The organism is Psychrobacter sp. ANT_H3, assembly GCF_027919975.1.
GTDB classification, from domain to species: Bacteria; Pseudomonadota; Gammaproteobacteria; order Pseudomonadales; family Moraxellaceae; genus Psychrobacter; species Psychrobacter maritimus.
The window spans coordinates 21680-48045 of sequence record NZ_JAQISM010000022.1 but is presented as its reverse complement, the minus strand read 5'-3'; the positions used below and the strand labels follow the sequence as shown (position 1 = coordinate 48045).

The window sequence follows — 26366 nt, the reverse complement described above, 5'->3', positions numbered from 1 at the left end:
CAAACCCTACTATCAAACCGCACAACTTGGACTCTTATGACCACACCAAAATCGCAACCACGGCGCAAAGGTCGGCTTGCCCGCTCCTACTCCAACACTTGGCTGACCACCTTAATGGTGGCGTTTATTGTCATCATCAGTGTCGGGGTATCGATTTCGTTTTTTTGGCGTAGTCTGTATTTACCCGAGCTTAAAAACCATGCGCGCTATCTAACCAGCGAATTACGCTTAATGAACAGCGTCAACCAAGACTGGAAACATAACCCTGCCGTGCGGCAATGGATTTATCAGCACTCACACGTGGTGGTGGTCAATAATCCCAGCGACTTTCCAACGATAGAAGATAAAGCCTTTGTTGGCGTGTTTACCGATGTATTGCAACGCGAAATTGGCGCGCAGTTGGGGCGTCCAGTAGAAGTGTATTTTAAGTTTAAACCAACGCCGCAGCTGTGGGTGCAAGACAGCCGTGATACCAGCTTTTGGATTCGCGAACCAGTGGTATATTACTCGCAATATAGCCCTGCGCTATTATGGTTATTCTTAGTAGGCCTACCTATTTTGACCTTGTTGACTATTATTTTATTGGCACGGCAATTAAATCGTCCGCTACGGTATTTACAGCGCGCAGCAACCAATTATATTCGCTTGGGTCATGCCACTACGTTACCGACTCATAATGGACCGACTGAAATACGCCAAGTTAATATGGCATTTAACCGCTTATTTACCACCCTTAATCAAGCGCAAAAAGAGCGGACGATTATGCTAGCCGGTATCTCGCACGATTTGCGCACACCGCTGACTCGCATGCGTTTGACCGCTGAGATGCTGCCCGACGATTTTTTTCGTGAAGGTTTGATTTACGATATCGAGGATATGGATGCGATTTTAGAGCAGTTTATCTCCTTTATGAAAGACGGTTCCGATGAGCCGGTACGCCTGACCAATTTAGATACCATCTTTAATGAAATCATGGTGCAATTTGCGCCGCTGGAATTTATTTACCAGTCTGAATGTCACAAAGTGGTTCCTATACGGCCGATGTCAATTAAACGCTTGGTTATCAATTTGGTCAATAATGCCAAGCGTTACGGCAAAGCACCGATTTATTTATCAGCGACCGTCGTACCGACCTTTATAGAGACGGCTGAGATAGAAGACAGCGATGTGGTGACTGAAAACGAGGTCAATAAAGAAGCAAAAGAGCAATTGGTGATATGTGTGCGCGACTGTGGCGATGGGGTCGCAGAAGACCAGTTAGAGCGTGTCATGCAACCGTTTGAGCGTGGCGAATCAGCGCGTACCACGCAAGGTAGCGGGCTTGGTCTGGCGATTGTCGACCGTATTGCGCGCTTGCATCATGGGACGGTTGAGGCGATTAATCATCCAGACGGCGGGCTACAAGTTTGTGTGCGTATCCCACTCATCTCTAAAGTGGCAGGTGAGCCGCCATTAGATGTTGAAAACGACAAATCATCTGTCCCTGATGATAATATAAATAATCTGTAGATAAATGATCTGTAGATAAACAATAATGAAATCACAGCCAATATTTGGTTAATAGCTATTCATTGTGAATTATTAGTTGTTAGCCAAACGAGCCGTACTACTCTCTAGTACCAATAATAGGCGGAATATACTCCGCACTATTGGTAAAAGCTAAAGGCTGGGTTATTTCATTCTGCGCAGCCTTTAGCGTCTCAGTGCTGGTTGGCTGTTGCAGGAATAAATAATAACCGAGCGCTGCTGCGTTCAATACCACTAAACCACCAAATAAATACGGCATCCTTTGCCCTCCTCTATTTTTAATCTGCTTTAAAAGCTGTCATAAACCATCAGTTGTTAATCAACCATTAAACACGGCTTTTTTAACCAATGATGTATCAGCTTCTACCAATCATAATGCTAATAACATGCTTAAACACTTTTCGGTACTTAATATAGTAGAATTACTTTAAAATCGATACAGTGCGACTGGGATGAATTTTTCTTAGCCTCTGTGATAACAGCAAGCAAGGAAAATTTATACCCGTCGCACATAGCTATAACGTAGTGCTTTTATTTTGAACTGACTAGACATTGCCATTCAAATAGACTTAATTAAGCATCAAAATCGCGGTTGCTTTTTTCTTGGGTAAGCTCATCAGCAGCAAGCACTTGGGTCAATGGTTTGATAGGCCAAGTCATGACAAAGCGGGCGCCGCCAAGCTCACGGCTCTCGCCGACTTTCATATTGCCATTAAACCAAAAGGCGATACGCGACACAATAGACAGACCTAAACCATAGCCACCAGACGCTCGTGTACGGCTATCGTCTAAGCGTGAAAACGGAATAAAGACTTTTTCGCGATCTTCTTCTGGAATACCGTGACCGTCATCTTCCACACTGACAAAAGCATTGCCTTTTTTGACCCCAGCACTAATGATAATGGTCGTCTCTGCATAACGTAGCGCGTTACCGGCAAGATTTTGAATCACCCGATGTAGATAACGTCTATCGGCAACCGCCGTTACTTTAGCATTGGGCAGGTTGGTCACTATTTTGATAGGCTTACCTAAAGCATTGGTCTCACGCTCAATTTGCTCGAGCAACTCTCGCAGATTGACCGGCTCTAAATCTAGTTTCGGTGAGCCCTCTTCAAGCTTGGCGTAAGTTAAAATCTCATCAATCAAGCCGTTAAGCGCTTCGATATCCTCATCAATAAAATCACGCTGCATAAAACGTGAATCTTCATCATCGGTATCTGCCAGCATATCAACAGCAAAACGAATACGGGCAACGGGTGTACGCAGTTCATGCGATACCGCACGCGTCAGCTCACGCTGCGATTCAATTAAGCGCTTAATATGCGCCGTCATCGCATTAAAGGTCGCGGATAAACGCGCAATTTCATCTTGACCGATAACCTGTACTTTAATATCAAGATTGCCTTTACTAACCTCGTTGACACCAACTTGAATCAATTGCAATTTGCGCTCGAGCGGGAAAATAAGCGCATATACGCCCAAGCTGATTAAAAACATACTGATCAAAATCATACTAACAATCAGATTGAGCGGGAACCAGTTAAATAACGGCACCGGACCAATTAAAATCGCCATATCATTGATTTCAGACGGTACAACGACTTTGATTGAGGAGTTACTTTTACTGGTATTGGTATCTTGTAATAAAATGACCACCTCATCGCGGCGCAAACGTGCCATCTGATCAGGATCTAAATTGAGCGTAGTGACCGCTTTAAATTCTAAGGGAAAAGCAAACTTTTTCTCTAACTCAGCCAAGCGCGCCCGCTTATCAGACAAGGTGGCATGGTACGATAAGTCATCGAGCAAAAATACAGCGATGGCACGTACTTGTTGTTCGGTCACCTGCGATATGCGCGCCGTTAAAACATTTCGATTGTCTGGCAAACGATAATAGACATCGGCATAAACAGGCTGGCTGACATAGCGAACGACAGTATTGCCTTTCTCAAAGCGCCGCAGCTCACTGGCATTAAAATCGACCTCATTAATCGGCACAATACTAAATTCTGCGCCAAATAAGCTACTCGCATCAGACAACCAATATTCGCGCTGAGAGTCACTCTCTTGATGCGCAATGCCTTCACTGACAATATGAAAGGCACCCGTCGCCATGTTTTCACGGTAAGACTGCACGCGCTCTTTATTGATGGTGTCCATCAATAATTGGGCGAACAATGCCACACACAAGCAGACTATCAATAGTCCGGCATAGATACGAACAAAAATACTATGTTTAAGAGAAGAAACTAATGACATACGTGCCGTGACCAACCTAATTTAGAAAAATTATTAATAGATAATAAATGATTATGGCATTTTTTACCTGATACTAGATATCTAGCATCGATAATTATCGCTCAATTAAAGCACATAACACAGCATTTAAGTTTAAAAATTAAAATTTAGGCCATAAAAAACCAGCATGATGCTGGTTTTTTATTAAAAGGTGATGCAGTCTAAATACTTGTATCAAAGATAAAGTATTAATTGCCTTCTTTAACGAACAAATACCCTTTACTACGGACGGTTTTGATACGTTTAGGATTTTCTGGATCATCGCCGATTTTTGGACGGATACGCGAGATACGCACGTCAATTGAGCGATCTTGACCGTCATATTCGATACCGCGTAGGCGCTCAAAGATATCTTCACGTGACAAGATACGACCGGCATTAGAAGCCAATAACCATAATAGGTCATATTCTGCACTGGTGAAATCAACCAGCTCATCACCTAGATTCACTGAACGACCACCATTATCGATGACCAATTCACCAAACTCTAAACGCTGTGGCACATCTTCTGATGGCGCGTTTTCTGAGCGACGTAATAACGCACGAATACGCGCGAGCAATACACGTGGCTGCGCAGGTTTGGCAACATAGTCGTCAGCGCCCATCTCAAGACCCAATACCTGATCCATATCTTCTGTGCGCGCGGTCAGCATCAAAATTGGGTTCTGATAGTGTGGACGTACCTCACGGCATACGGTCAAGCCATCACTACCAGGAAGCATGACATCAAGCACGACCAAATCTGGTTGTTCGTTGACAATACGACGAATGGCGCGATTACCATCAGTTTCAATTGCCACTTCTAAACCGTTCTTGACCAAATAATCTTGGGTCAACATGGCCAGACGCTCGTCATCCTCAACAATCAAGATTCGGGGGGTGTTGTCTTCTTCATTCGTTGTCATTGTTATATCCTCTAATACATCTAATTTAAAAGCAGTAAAAGTAAGAGCGGTAAATTAATAGCACCGTAACTTAATCGATCCGTAACCTGTTGCAATCGATGCCGTTATAGCGGTTACAAACTTGGTAGCACAGTATACTATTAAACACACAGCTTCCTATACTATAGCTTATAGTTGTTAACAAAACCTATAAACTACACCCATTAAAACTTTAGTTTGCGTCCAAAAATTATACCCTTTATCCTGATAAAAAGGCATCAGGCATTATTTATATGAAATAAGCGTTTGCTGCTAATCAGCCAAACGTCCTGCCCTACTGAACCTCTCACTCATATAGATATAATTAGGACACTCTTTTAAGAATGCATTTTATAAGAATGCATGTAACGAAAATCTTTGTAAGAAACTTTTATCGTGAGCAAATTTTTATCTAACCCCTAATATAACCATATATTGTCATTGTCGCTAGTGACTTCTCATTCATTTACTAAAAATTGGTTGGTTATTAAGAATTCTTGAATAATATAACTAATTTCTATGTATAGTCTGTGCACATCAAAACCGATACGTTAACAGAAAAAATTACTAGCTATCAGAACAACAGGTATAAAAAAACAGCCCATGATGGACTGTTTTTTTATTATTGTAAAAAAGTTAAAGAAATACTCTAACCTTTGCTACAAACTATAAGACTAAGCGCGGTTTTTGTATTTACGGATAGTCTGTAGCTGGGCGACTGACTCAGCCAATGAAGCCAAGGCAGCATTGGTCTGTACGGTATCAGTTTGGTTGACCAGCATTTGCTCAGCTTTCTTACGTGCTTCGACGATTTTACTTTCGTCAAGATTGTGCGCACGCATGGCAGTATCAGCAAGTACGGTGACCATTTTTGGCTGTACTTCTAACACGCCGCCTGAGACGTAAATCACTTCTTCTTCACCGTTAGGCGTTTGTACGCGCATTGCACCTGGCTTTAGCAAAGTAATAAGCGGAGTGTGACCTGGCAATATACCAATCTCGCCTTCGGTACCACTAGCTATTAACATGCTAATTTCGCCTGAATACAACTCTTCACGAGCACTTACGACGCGACATTGTAACGTTGCCATACTTAATTCCTTACCATCAAAGCGCGATCAAAAAACAGTAAAAACTGCGATGCGTGATTGAAGAGTAGATACAAGGTCTATATTATACCTACTCGTTAGTCAATACCAATACAACTTACGCTGCAGAAGACTTCATTTTTTCAGCTTTAGCTACTACTTCGTCGATGCCGCCAGCCATATAGAAAGCTTGCTCTGGTAGGCTATCATACTCACCAGCGATGATTGCTTTAAAGCTTGCAATGGTATCGCGTAGTGGGACATATTTACCAGGTGCACCGGTAAATACTTCAGCGACGTGGAATGGCTGTGATAAGAAGCGCTGAATCTTACGAGCGCGATAAACGACTAGTTTATCTTCTTCTGATAACTCATCCATACCCAAGATGGCGATGATGTCTTTAAGCTCTTTATAGCGCTGTAGAACTTCTTGAACACCACGAGCAACGTTGTAATGCTCTTCACCGATAACCAATGGATCAAGCTGACGTGACGTTGAATCTAGTGGATCAACCGCAGGATAGATACCTTGTGAAGCGATATCACGGCTTAGTACCACTGTCGCATCCAAGTGAGCAAACGTCGTTGCTGGTGATGGATCCGTCAAGTCATCCGCAGGTACATATACCGCTTGTACAGAAGTAATAGAACCTGATTGCGTTGAAGTAATACGCTCTTGCAGCATACCCATCTCTTCAGCTAGTGTTGGCTGATAACCAACCGCTGATGGCATACGACCTAGTAGTGCTGATACTTCCGTACCGGCTAGTGTATAACGATAGATGTTATCAACGAATAGCAATACGTCACGACCTTTGCCAGTGGCAGGATCTTTGGTATCACGGAAGTACTCAGCCATGGTCAAACCAGACAGTGCAACACGTAGACGGTTACCCGGTGGCTCATTCATCTGACCGTATACCATCGCAACTTTAGATTTGCTAAAGTCTTCGGTGTTTACAACGCCAGCTTCTTGCATTTCGTGATAGAAATCGTTACCTTCACGCGTACGCTCACCGACGCCAGCAAATACTGACAAACCTTCGTGTTTAAGAGCGATGTTGTTGATCAGTTCCATCATGTTGACGGTTTTACCAACACCAGCACCACCAAACAGACCAACTTTACCACCTTTAGCAAACGGGCAAAGTAGATCGATAACTTTAATACCAGTCTCTAGTAGTTCAGTACTGTTTGACTGATCCGCGTAGCTTGGCGCTTCACGGTGAATAGACCAACGCTCATCTGCTGCGACCGGACCTTCTTCATCGATAGGACGACCAAGAACATCCATGATGCGACCTAGGGTACCCATACCTACTGGTACAGAAATAGGTGCGCCAGTGTTGGTCACTGGTAGGTTACGCTTTAGGCCTTCGGTTGACCCCATCGCAATAGTACGTACGATACCATCACCTAGCTGTTGCTGTACTTCTAGGGTGGTTTCAGTGCCGTCTACTTGCAAGGCATCAAAAATCTGAGGAACTTCGTTACGGTTAAACTCAACGTCAAGAACCGCGCCAATAATCTGTACAATACGACCGCTACTCATTGCGTTCTCCTTGAACTTCTGTATATAGTTGGTTTTATAAAGGGTTTCAATTATGAAACAGCAGCAGCACCGCCAACGATTTCCGAGATTTCTCGGGTAATCGCCGCTTGACGCAGCTTGTTATAAACCAACTGTAAATCGTTAATTAGGTCACCAGCATTATCTGTCGCCGCTTTCATCGCAACCATACGTGAAGACTGCTCAGAGGCAATGTTTTCCATTACCGCTTGATAGACAATCGACTCGATATAGCGACCAAGTAATTGGTCAATCAAAGTTTTGATGTCAGGCTCGTAGATATAATCCCAGCTCAATTCTGTTTGAATACCGCTTTCTTCGTCACCAAATGAGCCCTCTGGTAGAGGCACCAATTGATTGACAATCGGCTTTTGGGTCATGGCGTTTACAAACTGGTTATAGACCACGTAGATACGGTCGATTTTACCGTTACTATAGTCTTCTAACATTGCTTGGACCGGCGCGTTTAATTGCTCAAACGTGGGTTTATCACCATAATCAGTCACAGCTGAGGTGACTTTACCACCAAAGTTTTTGAAGAAGCTGACGCCTTTAGCGCCAATTACTGCAAACTCGGCTTGTACAGACTGGTCTTGATATTGCTGAATACTTTTAGATAGAGCTTTGAATAGGTTAATATTCAAACCACCCGCCAAACCACGGTCAGATGTGATGACAATATAGCCAACTTTATCAACTGGACGCGTTACCATGTACGGATGTTTGTAATCTGATGAGGCATGCACCAAATGCGAAATAACCCGGCGCATACTATCAGCATACGGGCGACCCACTTCCATGCGCTCTTGGGCACGGCGCATTTTACTGGCGGCTACCATTTGCATAGCGCGAGTAATTTTCTGGGTACTTTTAATACTGGTGACTTTGGCACGTATCTCTTTTAAGCTTGCCATAATGATTCCAATATAAGAGGGTTAAAAAGCATGGGCGTATGCAACAATCATTTAATATAAAACACTGAACTTATTGTATAATGTCTTTACATTTTGTGGCATGACGCAATCTTAGACCATTGCTGGTTAAAACAGTGGCGCTGCTATCTTAAAAGAGAATTCCTTAAAAGAAACCTTATCAGATAATGCGCCACTTTTTGCACCCTAAACTAGAGTGCTAACCAACTCAGGCTTAACCCGTTAAATTAATAACTGTGATTTTGTTTAAAGGTCTCTAAAGATGACTTTAAACGACCTGCGATATCATCATTGTAATTCGCAGTGTCATCAATCTCACGCATCAATTCACTCTGCTCATCATGCATATAGCGTAAGTAAGCTTCTTCAAAAGAACCGATTTTTTCAACAGGAACGTCCGCTAAGAACCCTTCGTTCGACGCATAAATAACTGCGGCTTGCTCAGAGATAGACATTGGCTGATACTGTTTCTGTTTCATCAATTCAGTCACGCGCTCACCATGATCAAGCTGTTCACGCGTTGCGTCATCAAGGTCTGATGCAAACTGAGCAAATGCAGCCAATTCACGATACTGAGCTAGAGCGGTACGGATACCACCAGACAGTTTCTTAATAATCTTAGTCTGAGCAGCACCACCAACACGTGATACCGAGATACCAGCGTTAACTGCTGGACGGATACCTGAGTTGAATAGGCTAGATTCTAAGAAGATCTGACCATCAGTGATTGAAATCACGTTGGTTGGTACGAATGCAGAGACGTCACCAGCTTGGGTTTCAATGATAGGTAGTGCGGTTAAAGAACCTGTTTTACCAACCACTTCACCATTGGTGAATTTTTCTACGTACGCCGCGTTTACGCGTGATGCACGCTCAAGTAAACGTGAGTGTAAATAGAATACGTCACCAGGATAGGCTTCACGGCCTGGCGGACGACGTAGCAATAGTGAAATCTGACGATAAGCAACGGCTTGTTTTGATAAATCATCAAAAACAATCAGTGCATCTTCGCCGCGGTCACGGAAGTATTCGCCCATCGTACAACCTGAGTACGGTGCGATATACTGTAGTGCTGCTGGCTCTGACGCTGAAGCTACAACTACAGTCGTATATTCAAGGGCACCAGTTTGCTCAAGCTTACGTACCACGTTGGCAATGGTAGAACGTTTCTGACCGATTGCGACGTATACACACTTAATGCCAGATGATTTCTGAGCAATGATCGCATCGATAGCCATCGCGGTTTTACCCGTCTGACGGTCACCAATGATAAGCTCACGCTGACCACGACCGATTGGAATCATGGTATCAACAGCTTTATAACCAGTCATTACTGGTTGATCTACTGATTGACGGTCGATAACGCCTGGGGCGATTTTTTCGACTTTATCAGTCATCTTGGCATCGATAGGACCTTTGCCATCAATAGGGTTACCTAAAGCATCAACAACACGGCCTAGCAACTCAGGACCTACGGGTACTTCCAAAATGCGACCAGTACAATAGGCTTTTTGACCTTCTTGTAGTTTTAGGAAGTCGCCTAATACTACCGCACCAACAGAATCACGCTCTAAGTTAAGCGCCATTCCGTAGATTTCACCTTCAAACTCAATCATTTCGCCGTACATGGCATCTTCAAGACCATGAATCTGCACGATACCGTCAGATACTTTGACAATCGTGCCTTCATTCTTTGCAGTTGCACCCGCATCAAGGTCTTGAATACGCTGCTTAATCAGATTACTGATTTCCGCTGGATTCAATTGTTGCATTGCCTTGTTTCCTTTAATTTATGATAACCCGCCACTGACTTAAATGCTCTTATATCACGCAAGCTTTATTAAGCTGCACTGATGATTGGCATTAGGCAGTTAGCTGTGTTTTTAACTGTTGTAACTTGCCACGCATCGAATCATCGATGATTTTGTCACCGACTTTAATCGTAGCGCCCGCCAAAAGACTAGGATCAACCGACTCATGAATCACCACGCTCGCATTGAGCGAAGCAGCAAGACGCGTTTGCAGCGTATCACGCTGGGCATCGGTTAATGGATAAGCAGAGGTCACATAAGCGTCAAGCTGCTTTAAGCTTATTGCCTTGTGACGGCGATAATGCTCATAAACTTCAGGAAGCAGCGCCAGACGCTCTTGTTCTGATAACTGTTTAACGAAGTTACTAAGTGCTACTGATACTTTTGGATAGCTGGCGTTGCTGTCATGACGAGCCCCTTGGGTCTCGACTAATAACTGCTTAAAAGCAGAATCATTCGCGCTAGCTACTTCTGTATCATAAAGATCGACCAAAGCAGCTGACTTATGCTCAGCAGAAACAGCTGGATTGTCTAGCCAAGTACTGAACGACTTGTCACTGACAACGGTGCTGGCAATAAATAAGAAGTTTTCCCACTCATTTACTACCCCGTTTTCATTGGCATAGTCAAACGCGGCTTTAGCGTACGGTCGTGCTAAGGTTGATAAGTCAGCCATGATATCCTCACAATTACAGCTTCGCCGCCAGTTGGTCTAACATACTGGCATGTTTTTGCACATCGACTTTGTCTTGCAAAATCTTCTCTGCACCAAGTACAGCCAGTTCAGCAACTTGGGCACGCAATGATTCGCGCGCTTGATTGATTTCTTGGTCGATAGAGGCTTGCGCTTGTTGACGAATGCGCTCGCCTTCCGCTTGGGCTTGCGATTTTGCATCTTCAACAAGCTGATTGGCGCTCTTGTTCGCTTGCTCAATTAGAGCAGCAGCTTTGGTCTTTGCAAGATTAAGCTCCTGCTGTACATCTTGCTCCGCGGTCGCTAAATCTGCTTTTGCTTTTTCTGCGGCGTTTAAGCCTTCAGCAATTTTACGCTGACGCTCATTAATGGCACCGATAAGTGGTGGCCACACGAATTTCATGCAAAAAATCACAAATATTGCAAAAGCAATGGCTTGACCGATGAGGGTAGAATTGATATTCACGTGATCACCTCTTTGTTAATGAAAAATCAGTTTCATTGATCATATTTGATAGCCAAACTTTGGCTATGTTTAATATACAAACTTTGACCACCAAACATTTACAACTGAGCTTTCTGATTAACCTGCTAGAGGGTTAGCGAACAACAATAGCATAGCAATACCAACACCAATCATCGGTACGGCATCAAGTAGACCTGCCACGATGAACATACGAGTTTGCAGCTGTGAACCAAGTTCTGGTTGACGTGCAACACCTTCTAAGAACTTGCCGCCTAGAATAGCAAAACCAATGCCTGTGCCAAGTGCGCCAAGACCGATAAGCAGTGCTACTGCGATAACTGTGTAACCACCTAATACTGGATCCATTGATGTATCCTCATTTACCTATTGAATGTATAATTAATGTTCAGTTGATGATGCAAGCGACATATAAACTATCGTCAACATCATGAATACGAACGCTTGAAGGGTAATAATTAAGATGTGGAAAATTGCCCACGGTACAGATAACGCCCATTGAATCCAAAACGGCATCAGGGCAATCAATACGAAGATCAGCTCCCCAGCATACATGTTACCGAATAGACGCAAACCTAATGAGATTGGTTTGGCAATCAGAGTAACAAACTCTAAGATAAAGTTGATGGGGATTAAAATAATTTGCATGATTGGGTTTTTGGCGCTAAACGGATGCAGTGTTAACTCACCAACAAAGCCGCCCAACCCTTTTTCTTTAATACTATAGTAGATAATCAACGCAAAGACAGAGAACGACATGCCAAGGGTGATATTAGGATCAGTCGTTGGAACAATCTTGAAGAACACATGATGTGGATCATGACCCATCGCAGCGCCAACTAGGCCTGCAAGACTTGGAATAAAGTCAATAGGTAATAGATCCATCAAGTTCATCAAGAAAATCCACACAAAAATGGTTAACGCCAAAGGCGCAATCAATTTTGAGGTACCACTGTAAGAATCACGAACGTTGTTATCAACAAACTCAACGATCATCTCAACCGCTGCTTGAGTCTTACTTGGTACGCCTGAAGTAACTTTTTTGGCAACCATCCAAAAGATGGCACAAAATAAAATACCCAGACCGATTGACCATAACATAGAGTCAAGGTGGATAGCTTTAAAACCCATTAAACCTGCTTCTTCAGCAGTATAGGCAACTTTCCATCCTTCGCCCGGCAGATAGCCGTACGTCCAATTCGTTAAGTGGTGAGAGATATATTCTGATGATGTTTGCTCGGATGCCATAATGTAAGCTTCTTATTAATCAACGATTTAATCAACTACCAAAAAATATGGTTGTCATCTGATGAGGTGTTGGCGGTTTTAGTGAATCTACTACGAAGCAAATCAATAAATCCTGCGACAGCACTCATGTAACCAATAACATCCAACCCATAACTATCTAATTAATCTGCTATTACTCATTAACCAAACTGAATAACCAATGTACGACTACTGCTCAATTCGATAGCGCCCGATAAATTTTAGCTATCAAAAAAGGGCTTATGATGATTCAGTAATAGCCCTTGCATGTGTACGCAAAAATGTCATATATGTGTCTGCTTATATCGTTTTATCACGATAAACGCTCAATACAGCGCTTGTCAGCAAGATATTTAGCTGCCTATATTAATGCAGCGTGGTATTCGTGTAAAGTCAATTATGACTTTTTTATTTACTGTATGAATACGTTAATCGCTGTTAACGTTAGCTTACATAGCTTTGCGTCTATAATACAATATTGATAATTTAATTATATCTGATAACCCTGTTTAGATAAGGGGTTAGTAATCGCAATTATTTGACGCTTTACGCTGATATAAGCGCTATATTCATATTTTTATTGTAAAAACGGTTCTGAGTCATTTTCTGATGTATCAATGACGTTATAACAGTAATCGTAGAGAAGTTGGACCGCAGGATGACAAACTAACATTATTTATAATATTGACCATTAAAACGATAATCGTCTATAAATACTAGCGTATATGCCACAACATCCAACTGTGACTAATCTGCATTACCATAAAACCGATGAATAGCGCAGGCGCTGATAGAGGTTGTATGGTAATAAAAATTAGTGCGAAACCGAACACGGTCAGTAGCCATTTGACCATCTGACCACGATATAGCTGGCTGACAATGTGTCTGCGCGCGCGATATCCGGTATACCAAAAGATAAATCCAGCAAACACGGCTTGGGTGGCAAAACTGAGTAGCGCACCAATGGCGTTACTCTTTGCAATAACCAGCGTGTGATTATCACTACCTAGCCAGGCGACATCTACTATCCAGCCAATCACAATAAGGATAAATAAAATCCATGCTTGGCGTTTTAGGTAAATACCAATCTTATCTTTTTGGGTGCGTTTGGCAGGCTTGGTCATCGATATTTCTATAGCTCTATAACGTGGGGATAATGTAGCACAGTTGCGACAAAGTTATCCGTGAATGGCTCACTCTACAGACGTTATCTTTTAACCAAATTAAAACGCCACTTATTATAGGGAGCAAGGCAATTTTAAGCAAGTAAAATATGCCTTTTATCAAGCATTTACTTATCCGGCAATAAAGAACGCTCTACAGAGTGAATAAAGTCTCGCGAATACATTAATAACAAGGCGTTTATATGGGCGCATTTGCTAATGATGATTAAGCAAATGCGCCTTACGTCATTTTTAATTACTTGTTTACCGAGTCTTTTAGATAGCTTTTTTGAATAGCTTTATAAATTACCATCTTGCAAGCCATTTATAGAAAAGTATTTATGCGATACATTGGCGAATTTGCTGCGCCATCGTCTGCCAACCGCTGATGAAATCTTTACTGTTGCTCATATCTTCTGCTTGTACCGTACTTTTAACCGGTTGGAGCTTGGCGAGCAAGCCTTTGGCAGGGCTGCTTGGACTGACCAAACACATTTGCTTGGCTGGGCGCTGCTCATGTAGCCAGCGTAGTTGACTGGCTTTCGGCGCTAAATGATGATCGGTACTTAAGCTGCCAATCAGCTGTAATTTGGCGCTGTCTTCCATATATTGATAAGCATCGTGATAGGCCCAATACGGCAAAGGTTTTTGCGCGTGGTTTGCATTGGCTGCGGCCACTGCCCTATTCATGCGCTGAGCAAATTTTTGCGCATTGGCATGATAAAGCGCTTTATATTGCGGATTGGCATGACTATGAATGACGGCAAGCGCACGGGTAATGGCTTTTGCATTGTCAGGATCGAGCCAAATATGCGGGTCAAGCGTGCCAGCGAGTGGTTTACCTTTAATATCACGGAGCGGATGACGTTTAAACGCATCAAACTTAAATAAAGCAATTGCATTGGGCGCGCTATTTAGAGTGCTGGCTAAGTTGTTCTCTAAGGGTTCACCAAACCAGACCACAAACTTACTGTCCTGAATCGCTTTGATATCGCCCGGGCTGATACTACCGTGATGCCCCACCTCCCCTGCTTGCAATAACTGCTTGGCAGATGGCGCACCTTCTGTGACCGCTTGGCTTAATAAAAACAGGGGATAATTGCTCACACTGACGGTTGCTGCTTGCGCGCTCATCATTAACGAGCCAAATATAATGAAGCCTGTCGCTAATAAGCGCTGTAAGCTCCTCGGTAAACGTATAAAACTTTTAAAAAATGAAATCATAATGGCTGCTTTTAAAGGTCAATAAATAATAATAGTGCGAATAATCGTTTTGAGACGTTATTTTGATCAAAATAGACGTATGGACCGATAGGTTCAAACGCGATATCCGCCTTTGCATATTATTATGTTATACTATAACAATATAAAAAACCATCATAAAATGCGCCTTATACTAAAGTACCTTGTAGATATAAAGGTGATAATTATAAAAGCGCTGGGTCATTTTTAGGAGCTTGCTTCATGTCTAGTCACTCACCCGTTTGCGATCATGTACACGATGTGCAAGATTTTACGCCGTCCGATGTGAATGAGCGCCTTATGGCCGCAAAAGAGCAATGTCGCGCAAGCGGTGCGCGCTTTACGCCGTTGCGCCAACAAATCTATCAGTTGGTGTTAGAAGCCAATAAACCTGTGGGTGCGTATGATTTGATCACGCAGCTGCAGCAAATGCGCCTGACCGAGCCTGAAGCCAAAAACCCTGCTTCAGCTAAGCAGAAAAACAGTCAGACGCCAAAAAACGTCGCACCGCCAACTGTTTATCGCAGCTTGGAGTTCTTATTAAGCGAAGGTTTGATTCATCAGCTAACCTCTATCAATGCTTATGTGCCTTGCTGTCATCCCCGCGCCCAGCATACAGCAGCATTTTTAATCTGTGCGCAGTGCCAGCGTGTGCAAGAATGCAGCAGTTTACCGGTGCAAGAAATCATGAGCTTTGCGCAACAAGATGTCGGTTTTATGGTGGAGCGCAGTGTCATTGAGCTCAGTGGTCGTTGCCAAGCGTGTCAATAAAATAGTTGATTGCCAATATTTTAGGTTGACGCTTTTGCCCTTAGCGATGCTTTTATCCTAATTATTGTGGTTCCATTACTCACTTATCACCAACATATCAGTACTGCCCTATGAGCCTAGCGACTTCCCCAACCAAGCCATCCTCTGCCATTAATATGAGTGATAAGACGATGAATAATGCCACCAAATTGCTGAGCTTAAGCGATATCAGCTACCATATCGGGCAGCAACGCATCCTCTCGCATATTGATATCGATATTGCTGTCAATGAAACGGTCAGCCTTATCGGTCCTAATGGCGCGGGTAAATCAACCTTGGTTAAGCTGGTTTTGGGCTTAATAGAGCCAACAAGTGGACAGATAACACCGCACCAAAAGTTACAGCTCGGTTATGTGCCGCAGCGCTTTACGGTCGCGCCTATTTTACCTTTACGCGTGTGCGATTTATTGGCCCAAGCAGACAAAAAGCGCCTAACACCTGAGCAGCGTCAATTTATATTTGAAAAATTATCTTTAACGCATCTGCTATCACGGCAAATGCTGCATTTATCAGGCGGTGAAACCCAGCGCGTATTGCTGGCGCGTGCTTTGTTGGATAAACCCAATTTATTAATTTTAGATGAGCCAATGCAAGGGCTTGACCCTGATACGGAAGTTTGGCTGTATCAGTTTATTGATGAGCTACCGGAGTTTTTGCGCTGCGCCATGTTAGTCGTTTCGCATGATTTGCACTGGGTGATGAAAGGTAGCAGGCGTGTTATTTGTCTTAATAAGCATATCTGCTGCGAAGGGCAACCAAGCGAGCTTGCTATTAGTTCTGAATTTCAAAAGCTCTTTGGACATCATTATGAGCAGCCGTATGTCCATCAGCCGCACGCCTGCGAGCATCATGCGCCAAGCGAGATATAATTAACAACCAAGCTTATTCAAGCAACAACCGCCTTATTCCTTTTTATAAAAATGTTACGGATATCTATTATGACCGCTTGGTTAGCCATCATTGCCCCTGCCTGGATTGCTGGCAGTATTTTAGCCTTACTTTCTGCGCCCTTAGGTTGCTTAGTATTATGGCGGCGCATGGCGTTTTTTGCCGATGCACTGGCGCATGGGACATTGTTAGGGGTAGCGTTGGCAGTATTATGGCAATTACCTATGGGCATTGGTATTGGCATTGTCAGTGTGATGGTGGTGCTAGGACTGGTGTTAATTGATGACGAGCGTTTGCCTGTCGATGCGGTATTGGCTGTGGTTGCCGTGTCGCTACTATGCTTAGGGTTATTAACGTTAACCCAGCTGACCGATCAGCAAGCCAATGTCTTAGGCTTTTTGTTTGGCAATTTGCTCGAGCTTGATTGGGCGGATTTACCCCTAATTGCAGCCAGTGTTTTGGTTGGCTTGGGGCTACTTATTTATATATGGCCAGCACAAATCAAACTGGCTACTCATGAGGCTTTGGCACGGATTCAAGGTATTAATCCGACTCGCCAGCGGCTATTTTTTATGGGCGTATTGGCGGGGTTTTGTGCCATTGCCTTGCAAGCGGTTGGTAGCTTATTAATCAGTGGTTTATTGGTATTGCCCGCTCTGACCGCCCGTCTCTGGTCAGCATCGCCAAAACAAATGGTCATTATCGCTTTAATCATTGCCCAGCTTGGCGTCACGCTTGGCGTTTGGGGCAGTATCTGGTTTGATATCCAGACCGGACTTGCTATTGTTTTAGTCCTCGCTATTTTATTTTTTATTGCGCTGATTATCTCAAAGCTAATAGGCATAAAATCAGGTACAAAATCTCTGATGGCAAAATTTTGGTCGCCACGCCACTAGTCGCCACGCCACCAAATATCCAAATATCTGGCAGCGCTTATGGCGGTCGCAGCAATTATTATCACCGTCGTAAGAAAGCTATTTACTTCGCCTTTATCGAACTTTATTTCATCAATATTGCTAGAGCTTTACTCGTCATAATGTTATAAACTTTCTCTAATATTATCAAGAATATAGTTAACGACTTTTATAATAAAATAAATGCTTTCTACGGTGTTTTGATTGAACGCGATTTTGATTGATAAGGGACTAAATCCAATGCTTAGCTATCCTGCCAGCGCCATCAGCACGCCAGACGGACAGGTAAATATTCTGCAAATCACTGATTTGCACTTATCATCCCATGTGCCTGCGGCGGTTGACGAAACCAGTAGTGAAGTGGCGATTTGCCAGTACAGCTTTGAGGCAATTATCAAACAAGCGTTAAGTGAAGATCGTCGCTGTGACTTAATCATTGTCACAGGCGATTTGGTCAATAAAGTACAAACTGATATTTACGACCATATTTTTAAGGTGTTACAGGCGACCGGCATTCCTTTTGCTTGTATTGCAGGCAACCATGATGTCACCGATGAAAATGACAGTGAGCTGCCATTTTTTCAGCGTGAACTGATTGCCAGACCTACCGATGAGCGCCTGCTAAGCCGACATATGATTGAGACGGAGCATTGGCAGCTGCTGCTATTAGACTCGTCCATCACTGGCAAAGTAGCAGGAGAGGTGACGACGACCGACATTGATTGGCTATGTCAGCAGCTAGAGACTTGCACGAAGCCTGCGCTCATCGCCTTACACCATCATGTGATACCGGTCGACTCTGACTGGATTGATCAGCATATGGTAAAAAATGCCGATACTTTTTGGCAACAGATGGCGGCATTTGAGCATCTAAAAGTGATTATCAGCGGGCATACCCATCAAGAGCAAGTCCGTCAGCGCCAAGGAGTGACGGTGTATAGCACGCCGTCTACTTGCTATCAATTTAAGCCTTTTGAAGACGATTTTGCTTATGATAAAAACGCCCTACCCGGATATCGTTGGTTGCAATTAGCCAACAATGGAGAGGTTGCAAGCTGGGTCGAAAGACTAGATACTTGACGACCAGTTTTATTGGCTAAAATTTGGCTAGAATAATATCGCCAGAGCCTGTATCTTATACTGTTAGACAATGTAAGAAAAATAAGCATGGTCTAAGCTTTATTTAGACAAAATTATAATAGCTAGGATGGCTAACTTGACCACAAGCTAAGTTTTCACAGTCAGGGATTTGTCTATTTATTTAACCGTAAGCATTTAAATAAATAAATTCATGACAATATACCTGACCATTGATAGGTCGCCCGCGTCCTATCGAGATAACCGTATTATTAGATCAGCTGTGTTACTTGTGTTACTAAGTGGTAAAACGTTTTATAAAGGGACAATTTATAGCGTTTGATAAATTTATAACGTCTTGTCTTTTGATATGTCGTTTTATTGAATTAATTTGAAAAAGTAGGATACCCATATGAGCACCCTGACCACGAATCCGAGTGATGTAAAGTTCACCCCTTATGAACCTGCCAAAGACGAAGAGTATATGTCTGATGAGCAATTGGCGCATTTTAAGGCAATGTTATTAGATTGGAAGCACCAACTGATTGGCGAAGCGGATCGTACCAAGACTTATATTCAAGATGAGTCTAGCGCCATGCCAGATATCAATGACCGCGCCACGCAAGAAGAAGAGTTTGCTTTGACCTTGCGTACGCGTGACCGTGAACGTAAGCTGATTCGCAAAATCGATAAATCTCTCGCCGAAATTGAAAACGATGATTACGGTTTTTGTGAAACTTGTGGCGTAGAGATTGGTCTGCGTCGCCTTGAAGCCCGTCCAACAGCAACTCAGTGCATTGACTGCAAAACTTTATCTGAGATTAAAGAGCGTCAAAACCAAGGTGCTTAAATCCAGCTAGTTTAACAGTCATTAATACTCTAATATAAAAACGAGCGACCATCTATTGGTCGCTCGTTGCGTTTTATGTTGTTGTTTTATATTCTTGTTTTTTTATTTTCCTGCGTTTTATACATTGCCAGTTATAGATGAACTTGATGCTTATTGACACGCCACCAACAAAATAGGCATATTTGATAAATATCTTTTTAGCGCTATATTTATTATTCTATGTTTTTATTCTACTGATACTGCCTACTTTGAAAACCATCCATACTCCTATGCCAATTCAAATTTCAACTCCAGCCGCATCATCATCGTCATCACAGCCTATCGGGCGTTTTGCCCCATCACCCACTGGTGAGCTGCATCTTGGTTCATTAACGACGGCACTTGCCAGCTTTTGTCACATCAAATCTATCGGTGGCAAGTGGCTCTTACGTATCGAAGACACTGATACTGAACGCTGCGATAGCCAGTTTACTGAGCAGATTTTGATTGATTTGGAGGTGCTCGGGCTACACTGGGATGGCGATGTCATCTACCAATCTGAGCGCATTGATATTTATAATGATTACTTATCTTCAAGTCTCTATCCGCTGACCTACGGCTGTCAGTGCTCACGCAAAAGTCTTGAGCGTTACTGGGAGCGAAAAGCGATAGGAGAAAGTATTGACCCGCAGCAGGCAAACCAAAAACTTCTAAACAGACAACGCTATCCGCGCTGCTGTCTAGATGCAGGTTTTGATAAAGCGCAAAATAAGCTACGGATACAGTTGCCAAATTATCGCATGGGCTTTAAAGATGGCATTCAAGGCGTGCAATGGGATAACCCGCAGTACACCTTGGGAGATATGGTGGTACGTCGCCAAGATGGCATGATTAATTACATTTTAGCCGCCAGTTTGGACGATGGCTTGCAAGGCATCACGCATATCATGCGCGGCTTAGATATTTTACCGATGACCACCGCCCAAATCAGCATCATGCATGCTGCACGCTTGCCGGCTATCGATCATTGGTATCATTTGCCGTTGATATGCAGTCCTGACGGTCAAAAGCTGTCCAAACAAAACCTTGCCCAGCCGATTGATACTCGCGACCCAAGCAAGCTAATTACCCATGCTTTACAGCTATTGCAGCAGCCTGCCGTTGATAGAGATGCTCCAGAAAATATGCTGAAGCAAGCGATTGCACAATGGGATAACTTGCCGCTACAAAATATGCAATCTTTAAATATGCCTAGCATTGAATAACATAGTCCTAAGCCCTAATAGAAAAAGCGCCGCTATTAGCGACGCTTTTTTATAGTTAATGATTAGAATGAAAATGTCTTAAACAATCTAAAGATATTTATCACTTTATCATTAAATGACTTAATAATAACGACACTGGCTTTTCTCAATCTCAGGGCTTTCTTTATAAATCTTTAGCAGTACCGCTACCATTACCAAGCTAATCAGCATCGATGAACCGCCATAACTAAAGAATGGCATGGTCAAACCTTTGGTCGGAATCGCCCCCATATTCATCGCCGCATTAATAATCGTCTGGGCAATAAACACCACGGCGATACCAAAGGCGGTATAACTCATGCGCATTTGGCGACGCTTAAGGGCATTATAACTGATGCGCATCGCACTACCGATAATCAGCGCCTCCAGTATCAAGATCATCGTCACACCAACAAAGCCCAATTCTTCACCGGTAATCGCTAACAGAAAATCCGTATGCGCCTCTGGCAAATGCGACAGTTTTTGTACGCTTTCGCCATAACCGACACCGGTAAACTGACCACGACCAAAGGCGATTAAGCTGCGGGCTAACTGATAATCGGTATCTTGCACATCATCAAAAGGGTCCAAAAACGACATCACGCGTACGAGGCGATATTGGACGGTCGCCACCATTAATACTGCGCCACCAACGGCGACAGCACCGAGCGCGATAAACTGCTTATAAGGCGCGCCAGCAATATAGAATATCGCAAAGACAGTACCGATAATAACCACAAACGAGCCAAAATCTGGCTGCGCTAGTAACAGAACGGTAATTAGCCCGACTACTATCGCAATGCGTAAAAAGCCATCCCAACCATTACGTACCTCAAATGAGCGCCGTACCACAAAGTCTGAGACAAATATAATCATCACCAGCTTTGCAAGCTCTGCGACCTGAAAGTTAAAACCGCCGAGCGTTAGCCAACGCTTCGAGCCGTTAATAGGCGTACTAAATAAGGTGGCAAATAACAAGAGCCCGGTAATCGCCAACAGCATAAACTGGGTTTCAGTTCTATAGAGCCTTTTTAGCGATACCAGTTTATAAGAAAAACCGGCGATAAACAGACCAATACCCATGTAGAGGAGCTGATTATAGAAAAAGTTCAGCTCGCTCATGCCGCGACTGAGCGCAAAAGGAATAGAAGCAGAAGCCACCATCAATAGGCTAAGCACCAACATACAGCCGACGCTCGATAATAAAATTGCGCGCGCTGATGGCATAGACAGAATACCATCTGAGCCAGTAGCTTGTGGCGATTGAGAGTTCGAACGAAAAAGAGAAGAGAGCGCCATAATTTTATATACACTAGCAAACGAAAAAACACGGCGTTTATAAAACGCCACCGTTTAAAAAATATGAAATAGGTTTTATTTAAAAAGATAATAGCAGACAGCTAGGCAGTGACAAACCACGCTTTTTGGTAGTTTACCGTGTCAATATTCAGTACTGACATGGCAAGGTGGCTGGGTTACTGCTTGGTTCGTCACCTGATTCATCACTTGGTTGTCGCAAGCCTCACTGCTTATATTTGACAGTAGCAGCAATTTATAAGCAAAACAATCATTTATCAAAAAACGCCTGCCATTTTTACAACGATAAACGAAACAGTATAAAAGCTGATGGTCGTGCTATCTAGTGACAAGCTCTTTTATGGCAACTTATCTCACGACCAACTATCTGATGAAACATTATCTTAATAAACCCTGCTTTAAGAAGCACTGCCTTGTGAGACAGTGTCTAACTGCTTAACAAGCTGACTAAAGTGCTCGCCACGGGCAGCAAAACCACTAAACTGATCAAAGCTGGCGCAAGCTGGTGACAAGAGCACCGCTTGTACTTGCGATAAGCTGCTTTCTGTGACCTGTTTAATCATCACAAAAGCGTCTTCTAACGTCTGGCATTGATGTAATGAGACATCGTCAGCACGGATGCCTGCTGCTCGTAAATGCTGCTCAATCTGTTGGCTGTCTTCGCCAATAAATAGCACTTGGCTGACATACTGATTGATAAACGGCGTCAATTCACCAAATTGTTGCCCTTTGCCCTGCCCGCCTAAGATTAATAACAGCTTACCGTCTTTGGGTGCATATACCGCGCCTAAGCCCTCGACAGCTGCCATGGTTGAGCCAATATTGGTACCTTTAGAATCATTAAAATAATCAATCCCATCGACGGTGGCGACATATTCGCAGCGATGCTCAAGCCCTGTGAATGCTTGCAAAGTATTAAGCATGCTATCAAGCGGTAAACCGGCAAGCTCGCCCAATGCCAAAGCTGCTTGGGCATTAAGCAAATTATGACGGCCTTTAATGCGCAGTTTATCCGCCGAGAGCAAACGCTCTGTCCCGTGGGCTAGATACGTCTGCCCTTCTGAGTCGGTAATAAGCCCATACTGACCTTTATCAGGGGCGTGAATGCCCGTGCTCAAACGTGGCAAATTATCCGCCACCAGTGGACGCGTCAAGGCATCTTCGCGGTTGATAACCACTGACTTGGCACCTTGAAAGATACGGTGTTTGGCTTGATGATAACCGAGCATATCGCCATGACGGTCTAAGTGGTCAGGTGACATATTAAGTACCGTTGCCACTTGTGCGCCTAAATTGGTTACGGTCTCTAATTGGAAACTTGATAGCTCCAGAACTGCCAACTCCATCTCGCTATTAGACAGCAAAGTCAGTGCTGGCACGCCAATATTGCCGCCCACGCCAACATTCACCCCTGCATCCGCCGCCATTTGTCCAACCAATGTGGTCACGGTACTTTTAGCGTTAGAGCCAGTAATGGCAATAATCGGTACGCGGCACGCTTCACAAAATAATTGAATGTCGCTGACGACCGGAATATTCGCCTCTTTAGCCGCGGCAACTGCTGCTGTTTTTAATGAGATGCCAGGGCTGATGATAATTCGAGCGGCTTGTTGCAATAACTCTGCATCTATCGCTCCGAATTGGCGAATCTCGACCGCAGTAGGTAATTGGTCTGCTAAAGTGGGGCTCACTTGATTATCAGTCACAGCGACTTGGTAGCCTTGCGCGGTCAAATAATGCGCCACCGACAGTCCCGACTGCCCCAAACCGACCACGACTTGTAAACCACTGCCTTTATGAAGTAAGGCTTCTTTTGCGGTGCTGGCGGTCATATCTATTCCTTCTATCTATTGGACGAACAAAATTGTGTCAAGCATACGGGTTTTATAAGCAGCTTTATAAACAGCTTTTATAAGTAGATTCTATAAACAAACTGCCTATAAGCTTAGCTCTATAAATAGGCGCTATATATAGCCTGCGTAAGACGCTTTAGATGAACAGCATCATAAAGGTATCACTCGGATTTCGGTACTGGTTTTTTGAGACTTTGTGTTATTATGCGCCTGTTTTTATATTGAGTCGCTAATGCTATAATAGCTGCCCTAATAGGAAGCGCTAGGTTAAATAGCTATTTTGACCAAGTATGCAATCTAGCATTTTAGTTTAGCATGTTGTCACACGTATCGCGCTATTGTCACATCTCTTCAGCAACGATTCATATGGTGATAATGGTATGACAGGCAAGCACTGCCCTATATTGTGGCGTTTTCGTCTGACAGATTATTTATCTTCTTCTACCGCAACAGACCATCGCGGACACTTATTCATCATTTTAAAGACTGTCATCATATTGATTATGGGTGATGGCATTTGCGATACCGTTATAAAGGTCGATAGCTAAGTAGTTAGCTAATACTCAAGCAGGTAATTATCCAAGCAAATAATTACTCAAGCAAATAATAGTGCCACAGCCATATGGCTGCATGAGTACCTGTTTACAGAACGATTATCAGCATCTATCACGATGACTGATTTTTATAACGTAATTATGGTCGATATCATCTCGACATAATTAATCACGATGCAATCCTTTTATCGCTAAGCTTTAACGCTCAATGATGAACGATTGCTTTTTTTGCCTCTAACCCTATGCAGTTTACTTATGACATCTTTTTTTGGCAGTTTACGTGAAGAGTGGTTTTCCAATATTCGCGGTGATACGTTATCAGGTTTGGTCGTCGCACTGGCCTTGATTCCAGAAGCGATTGCCTTTTCCATTATCGCCGGTGTCGACCCAAAAGTCGGTCTGTATGCGTCGTTTTGTATCGCCGTGGTGATCAGTTTTGTCGGTGGTCGTCCGGGTATGATTTCAGCGGCGACCGGTGCCATGGCGCTGGTCATGGTTGATTTGGTTGCCGAGCACGGTTTGCAGTATTTACTGGCGGCAACCTTATTTTGCGGCGTTATCCAGATAATCATGGGTATCTTTAAGCTTGGCAATTTAATGCGCTTTGTATCGCGCTCGGTGGTCATTGGTTTTGTCAATGCGCTGGCGATTTTGATCTTTGCTGCTCAGTTGCCCGAACTGAACCCGATGACTGAGCGCGTCGGCATGACGGTTTATATCATGACCGCAGCCGGTTTAGCCATTATCTACTTGTTTCCGCTGATTCCTAAAATCGGACGCGTGATTCCATCGCCGCTGATTTGTATCGTTGGCCTAACCGCGGTCGCCATGTATATGAATCTTGACATTCGTAACGTCGGTAGCATGGGCGATTTACCAGATTCTTTACCGGTGTTTTTATTACCTGATATTCCACTCAATTTGAATACCTTATTGATTATCGCACCTTATTCTATCGCGCTTGCCGTCGTAGGTTTATTAGAATCTATGATGACCGCAACCATTGTCGATGAATTAACTGATACGCCAAGTGATAAAAACAAAGAATGCCGCGGGCAAGGTATCGCCAACGTAGTGTCGGGATTCTTTGGTGGTATGGCAGGTTGTGCGATGATTGGGCAGTCGATGATTAACGTCAAATCTGGCGGTCGTACGCGTTTATCAACGCTCATCGCTGGCGTGGTGCTGCTTATCATGGTGGTATTCTTGAGTGATTGGGTCAGCCTGATACCGATGGCTGCACTGGTGGCGGTGATGATTATGGTTTCTATCGGCACCTTTAACTGGCAATCTATCCGTGAATTTAAAACCCATCCGATGTCCTTTAATATCGTTATGCTAGCGACGGTTTTGACCACCGTCTTTACTCATAACCTAGCGTATGGCGTTGGCGTTGGGGTGCTGTTATCTGCCTTAGCATTTGCCAATAAAATCGGGCAATTCCTAACCATCTTTAGTGAATATGACGACAGCAGCAATACCCGCTATTACTACGTGCAAGGGCAGGTTTTCTTTGCTTCAACGACGCAGTTTTTGCAGAGTTTTGATACCAAAGAAGCGTTAGACAGCGTACATATTGACGTCAGCCAAGCTCATTTTTGGGACGTCAGTGCCGTTGATACCTTGGACAAGCTGGTCATGCGCTTGCAACGTGAAGGCATTGATGTCAAAGTGGTTGGACTCAATAGCGCCAGCCGCACCCTTATCGATCGTTTTTCGATTCATGATCGCCGAGATATTGGGCTCTTGGATTAAGCAAAACTGCATGGGTGTTATCAAGCTGAGATAAACATTTGGTTTATTCATCAGCAATTATATTGGTATATAAAATCAGGCTCGCTGG

Annotated in this window: 24 protein-coding genes; 9 read left to right on the top strand and 15 right to left on the bottom strand. The window is 43.5% G+C overall.

The genetic code is table 11. The features are described 5' to 3' along the window. The first annotated feature begins 36 nt into the window (after positions 1–36). Positions 37–1509: an ATP-binding protein gene (locus tag PG901_RS10975; protein ID WP_271134416.1), complete on the top strand. Its 1473-nt coding sequence runs from the start codon at positions 37–39 to the stop codon at positions 1507–1509. Between the two features lie 97 nt (positions 1510–1606). On the opposite strand, the gene PG901_RS10970 is transcribed toward PG901_RS10975, so the two are convergent. From PG901_RS10970 to PG901_RS10910, 13 genes are all read right to left on the bottom strand, one after another. Further along, positions 1607–1786 carry a hypothetical protein gene (locus tag PG901_RS10970; RefSeq protein ID WP_183621012.1) on the bottom strand — a complete coding sequence of 60 codons (180 nt, stop codon included), beginning with the start codon at positions 1784–1786 and terminating at the stop codon, positions 1607–1609. A gap of 314 nt (positions 1787–2100) precedes the next feature. After that, positions 2101–3786 (bottom strand): ATP-binding protein, encoded by a 1686-nt coding sequence (locus tag PG901_RS10965; protein WP_271134415.1) that lies wholly within the window; start codon positions 3784–3786, stop codon positions 2101–2103. Between the two features lie 227 nt (positions 3787–4013). Further along, the gene (locus tag PG901_RS10960) at positions 4014–4730 is read right to left on the bottom strand and encodes a response regulator (RefSeq protein ID WP_021812806.1); all 717 of its coding nucleotides are present in this window, start codon (positions 4728–4730) and stop codon (positions 4014–4016) included. A 692-nt stretch (positions 4731–5422) separates the two neighbouring features. Beyond that, positions 5423–5839, bottom strand: a complete 417-nt coding sequence (locus tag PG901_RS10955; protein WP_201563675.1) for a F0F1 ATP synthase subunit epsilon — start codon at positions 5837–5839, stop codon at positions 5423–5425. A gap of 115 nt (positions 5840–5954) precedes the next feature. After that, a complete protein-coding gene (gene atpD, locus PG901_RS10950; RefSeq protein ID WP_201563677.1) occupies positions 5955–7388 on the bottom strand; it encodes a F0F1 ATP synthase subunit beta in 1434 nt (477 codons plus the stop codon). A gap of 50 nt (positions 7389–7438) precedes the next feature. Continuing rightward, on the bottom strand, positions 7439–8320 hold the full coding sequence (gene atpG / locus PG901_RS10945; protein ID WP_201563679.1) for a F0F1 ATP synthase subunit gamma: 882 nt from the start codon (positions 8318–8320) through the stop codon (positions 7439–7441). A gap of 245 nt (positions 8321–8565) precedes the next feature. Further along, positions 8566–10110, bottom strand: coding sequence for a F0F1 ATP synthase subunit alpha (gene atpA / locus PG901_RS10940; protein ID WP_149490809.1), 1545 nt, complete (start codon positions 10108–10110; stop codon positions 8566–8568). Positions 10111–10201: 91 nt separating this feature from the next. Then, positions 10202–10825: a F0F1 ATP synthase subunit delta gene (locus PG901_RS10935; protein WP_201563681.1), complete on the bottom strand. Its 624-nt coding sequence runs from the start codon at positions 10823–10825 to the stop codon at positions 10202–10204. A 13-nt stretch (positions 10826–10838) separates the two neighbouring features. After that, positions 10839–11309 (bottom strand): F0F1 ATP synthase subunit B, encoded by a 471-nt coding sequence (locus tag PG901_RS10930; protein WP_149490807.1) that lies wholly within the window; start codon positions 11307–11309, stop codon positions 10839–10841. A 117-nt stretch (positions 11310–11426) separates the two neighbouring features. Then, positions 11427–11675, bottom strand: a complete 249-nt coding sequence (gene atpE / locus PG901_RS10925; RefSeq protein ID WP_025651437.1) for a F0F1 ATP synthase subunit C — start codon at positions 11673–11675, stop codon at positions 11427–11429. A gap of 33 nt (positions 11676–11708) precedes the next feature. Continuing rightward, positions 11709–12575, bottom strand: a complete 867-nt coding sequence (gene atpB / locus PG901_RS10920; protein ID WP_149490806.1) for a F0F1 ATP synthase subunit A — start codon at positions 12573–12575, stop codon at positions 11709–11711. Positions 12576–13309: 734 nt separating this feature from the next. Continuing rightward, positions 13310–13717, bottom strand: a complete 408-nt coding sequence (locus PG901_RS10915; RefSeq protein ID WP_271134414.1) for an ATP synthase subunit I — start codon at positions 13715–13717, stop codon at positions 13310–13312. Positions 13718–14095: 378 nt separating this feature from the next. Further along, positions 14096–14980: a metal ABC transporter substrate-binding protein gene (locus PG901_RS10910; protein WP_271134413.1), complete on the bottom strand. Its 885-nt coding sequence runs from the start codon at positions 14978–14980 to the stop codon at positions 14096–14098. Between the two features lie 240 nt (positions 14981–15220). Here PG901_RS10910 and PG901_RS10905 point away from each other — a divergent pair, with 240 nt between their 5' ends. The 6 genes from PG901_RS10905 to gluQRS all read left to right on the top strand — a co-directional run bounded on the left by PG901_RS10905 (position 15221) and on the right by gluQRS (position 20781). Beyond that, positions 15221–15769, top strand: a complete 549-nt coding sequence (locus PG901_RS10905; protein WP_271134412.1) for a transcriptional repressor — start codon at positions 15221–15223, stop codon at positions 15767–15769. Between the two features lie 155 nt (positions 15770–15924). Further along, positions 15925–16677 (top strand): metal ABC transporter ATP-binding protein, encoded by a 753-nt coding sequence (locus PG901_RS10900; RefSeq protein WP_372829602.1) that lies wholly within the window; start codon positions 15925–15927, stop codon positions 16675–16677. Between the two features lie 69 nt (positions 16678–16746). Then, positions 16747–17592: a metal ABC transporter permease gene (locus PG901_RS10895; protein WP_201563689.1), complete on the top strand. Its 846-nt coding sequence runs from the start codon at positions 16747–16749 to the stop codon at positions 17590–17592. Positions 17593–17814: 222 nt separating this feature from the next. Continuing rightward, the gene (locus PG901_RS10890; protein ID WP_271134411.1) at positions 17815–18690 is read left to right on the top strand and encodes a metallophosphoesterase; all 876 of its coding nucleotides are present in this window, start codon (positions 17815–17817) and stop codon (positions 18688–18690) included. A gap of 409 nt (positions 18691–19099) precedes the next feature. After that, the gene (gene dksA, locus PG901_RS10885) at positions 19100–19537 is read left to right on the top strand and encodes an RNA polymerase-binding protein DksA (RefSeq protein WP_201563693.1); all 438 of its coding nucleotides are present in this window, start codon (positions 19100–19102) and stop codon (positions 19535–19537) included. 269 nt (positions 19538–19806) lie between these two features. Then, positions 19807–20781, top strand: a complete 975-nt coding sequence (gluQRS, locus tag PG901_RS10880; protein WP_271134410.1) for a tRNA glutamyl-Q(34) synthetase GluQRS — start codon at positions 19807–19809, stop codon at positions 20779–20781. A gap of 120 nt (positions 20782–20901) precedes the next feature. Here gluQRS and PG901_RS10875 read toward each other — a convergent pair whose 3' ends face one another. Further along, positions 20902–22098 carry an FtsW/RodA/SpoVE family cell cycle protein gene (locus PG901_RS10875; RefSeq protein ID WP_227670463.1) on the bottom strand — a complete coding sequence of 399 codons (1197 nt, stop codon included), beginning with the start codon at positions 22096–22098 and terminating at the stop codon, positions 20902–20904. 416 nt (positions 22099–22514) lie between these two features. Then, positions 22515–23948 (bottom strand): UDP-N-acetylmuramoyl-L-alanine--D-glutamate ligase, encoded by a 1434-nt coding sequence (gene murD / locus PG901_RS10870; RefSeq protein ID WP_271134409.1) that lies wholly within the window; start codon positions 23946–23948, stop codon positions 22515–22517. A gap of 401 nt (positions 23949–24349) precedes the next feature. Here murD and PG901_RS10865 point away from each other — a divergent pair, with 401 nt between their 5' ends. Together PG901_RS10865 and PG901_RS10860 are read left to right on the top strand one after the other, a co-directional pair. Next, the gene (locus PG901_RS10865) at positions 24350–24517 is read left to right on the top strand and encodes a hypothetical protein (protein WP_201624953.1); all 168 of its coding nucleotides are present in this window, start codon (positions 24350–24352) and stop codon (positions 24515–24517) included. Positions 24518–24778: 261 nt separating this feature from the next. Beyond that, complete coding sequence (locus PG901_RS10860; RefSeq protein ID WP_201563699.1) at positions 24779–26278, top strand: SulP family inorganic anion transporter; 1500 nt, start codon at positions 24779–24781, stop codon at positions 26276–26278. Positions 26279–26366 lie beyond the last annotated feature (88 nt).

Coding starts and splice junctions, on each gene's coding strand:
- PG901_RS10975 (WP_271134416.1), top strand. CDS start 37: ATGACCACACCAAAATCGCAACCACGGCGCAAAGGTCGGCTTGCCCGC.
- PG901_RS10970 (WP_183621012.1), bottom strand. CDS start 1,786: ATGCCGTATTTATTTGGTGGTTTAGTGGTATTGAACGCAGCAGCGCTC.
- PG901_RS10965 (WP_271134415.1), bottom strand. CDS start 3,786: ATGTCATTAGTTTCTTCTCTTAAACATAGTATTTTTGTTCGTATCTAT.
- PG901_RS10960 (WP_021812806.1), bottom strand. CDS start 4,730: ATGACAACGAATGAAGAAGACAACACCCCCCGAATCTTGATTGTTGAG.
- PG901_RS10955 (WP_201563675.1), bottom strand. CDS start 5,839: ATGGCAACGTTACAATGTCGCGTCGTAAGTGCTCGTGAAGAGTTGTAT.
- atpD (WP_201563677.1), bottom strand. CDS start 7,388: ATGAGTAGCGGTCGTATTGTACAGATTATTGGCGCGGTTCTTGACGTT.
- atpG (WP_201563679.1), bottom strand. CDS start 8,320: ATGGCAAGCTTAAAAGAGATACGTGCCAAAGTCACCAGTATTAAAAGT.
- atpA (WP_149490809.1), bottom strand. CDS start 10,110: ATGCAACAATTGAATCCAGCGGAAATCAGTAATCTGATTAAGCAGCGT.
- PG901_RS10935 (WP_201563681.1), bottom strand. CDS start 10,825: ATGGCTGACTTATCAACCTTAGCACGACCGTACGCTAAAGCCGCGTTT.
- atpE (WP_025651437.1), bottom strand. CDS start 11,675: ATGGATCCAGTATTAGGTGGTTACACAGTTATCGCAGTAGCACTGCTT.
- atpB (WP_149490806.1), bottom strand. CDS start 12,575: ATGGCATCCGAGCAAACATCATCAGAATATATCTCTCACCACTTAACG.
- PG901_RS10915 (WP_271134414.1), bottom strand. CDS start 13,717: ATGACCAAGCCTGCCAAACGCACCCAAAAAGATAAGATTGGTATTTAC.
- PG901_RS10910 (WP_271134413.1), bottom strand. CDS start 14,980: ATGATTTCATTTTTTAAAAGTTTTATACGTTTACCGAGGAGCTTACAG.
- PG901_RS10905 (WP_271134412.1), top strand. CDS start 15,221: ATGTCTAGTCACTCACCCGTTTGCGATCATGTACACGATGTGCAAGAT.
- PG901_RS10900 (WP_372829602.1), top strand. CDS start 15,925: ATGAGTGATAAGACGATGAATAATGCCACCAAATTGCTGAGCTTAAGC.
- PG901_RS10895 (WP_201563689.1), top strand. CDS start 16,747: ATGACCGCTTGGTTAGCCATCATTGCCCCTGCCTGGATTGCTGGCAGT.
- dksA (WP_201563693.1), top strand. CDS start 19,100: ATGAGCACCCTGACCACGAATCCGAGTGATGTAAAGTTCACCCCTTAT.
- gluQRS (WP_271134410.1), top strand. CDS start 19,807: ATGCCAATTCAAATTTCAACTCCAGCCGCATCATCATCGTCATCACAG.
- PG901_RS10875 (WP_227670463.1), bottom strand. CDS start 22,098: ATGGCGCTCTCTTCTCTTTTTCGTTCGAACTCTCAATCGCCACAAGCT.
- murD (WP_271134409.1), bottom strand. CDS start 23,948: ATGACCGCCAGCACCGCAAAAGAAGCCTTACTTCATAAAGGCAGTGGT.
- PG901_RS10865 (WP_201624953.1), top strand. CDS start 24,350: ATGACAGGCAAGCACTGCCCTATATTGTGGCGTTTTCGTCTGACAGAT.
- PG901_RS10860 (WP_201563699.1), top strand. CDS start 24,779: ATGACATCTTTTTTTGGCAGTTTACGTGAAGAGTGGTTTTCCAATATT.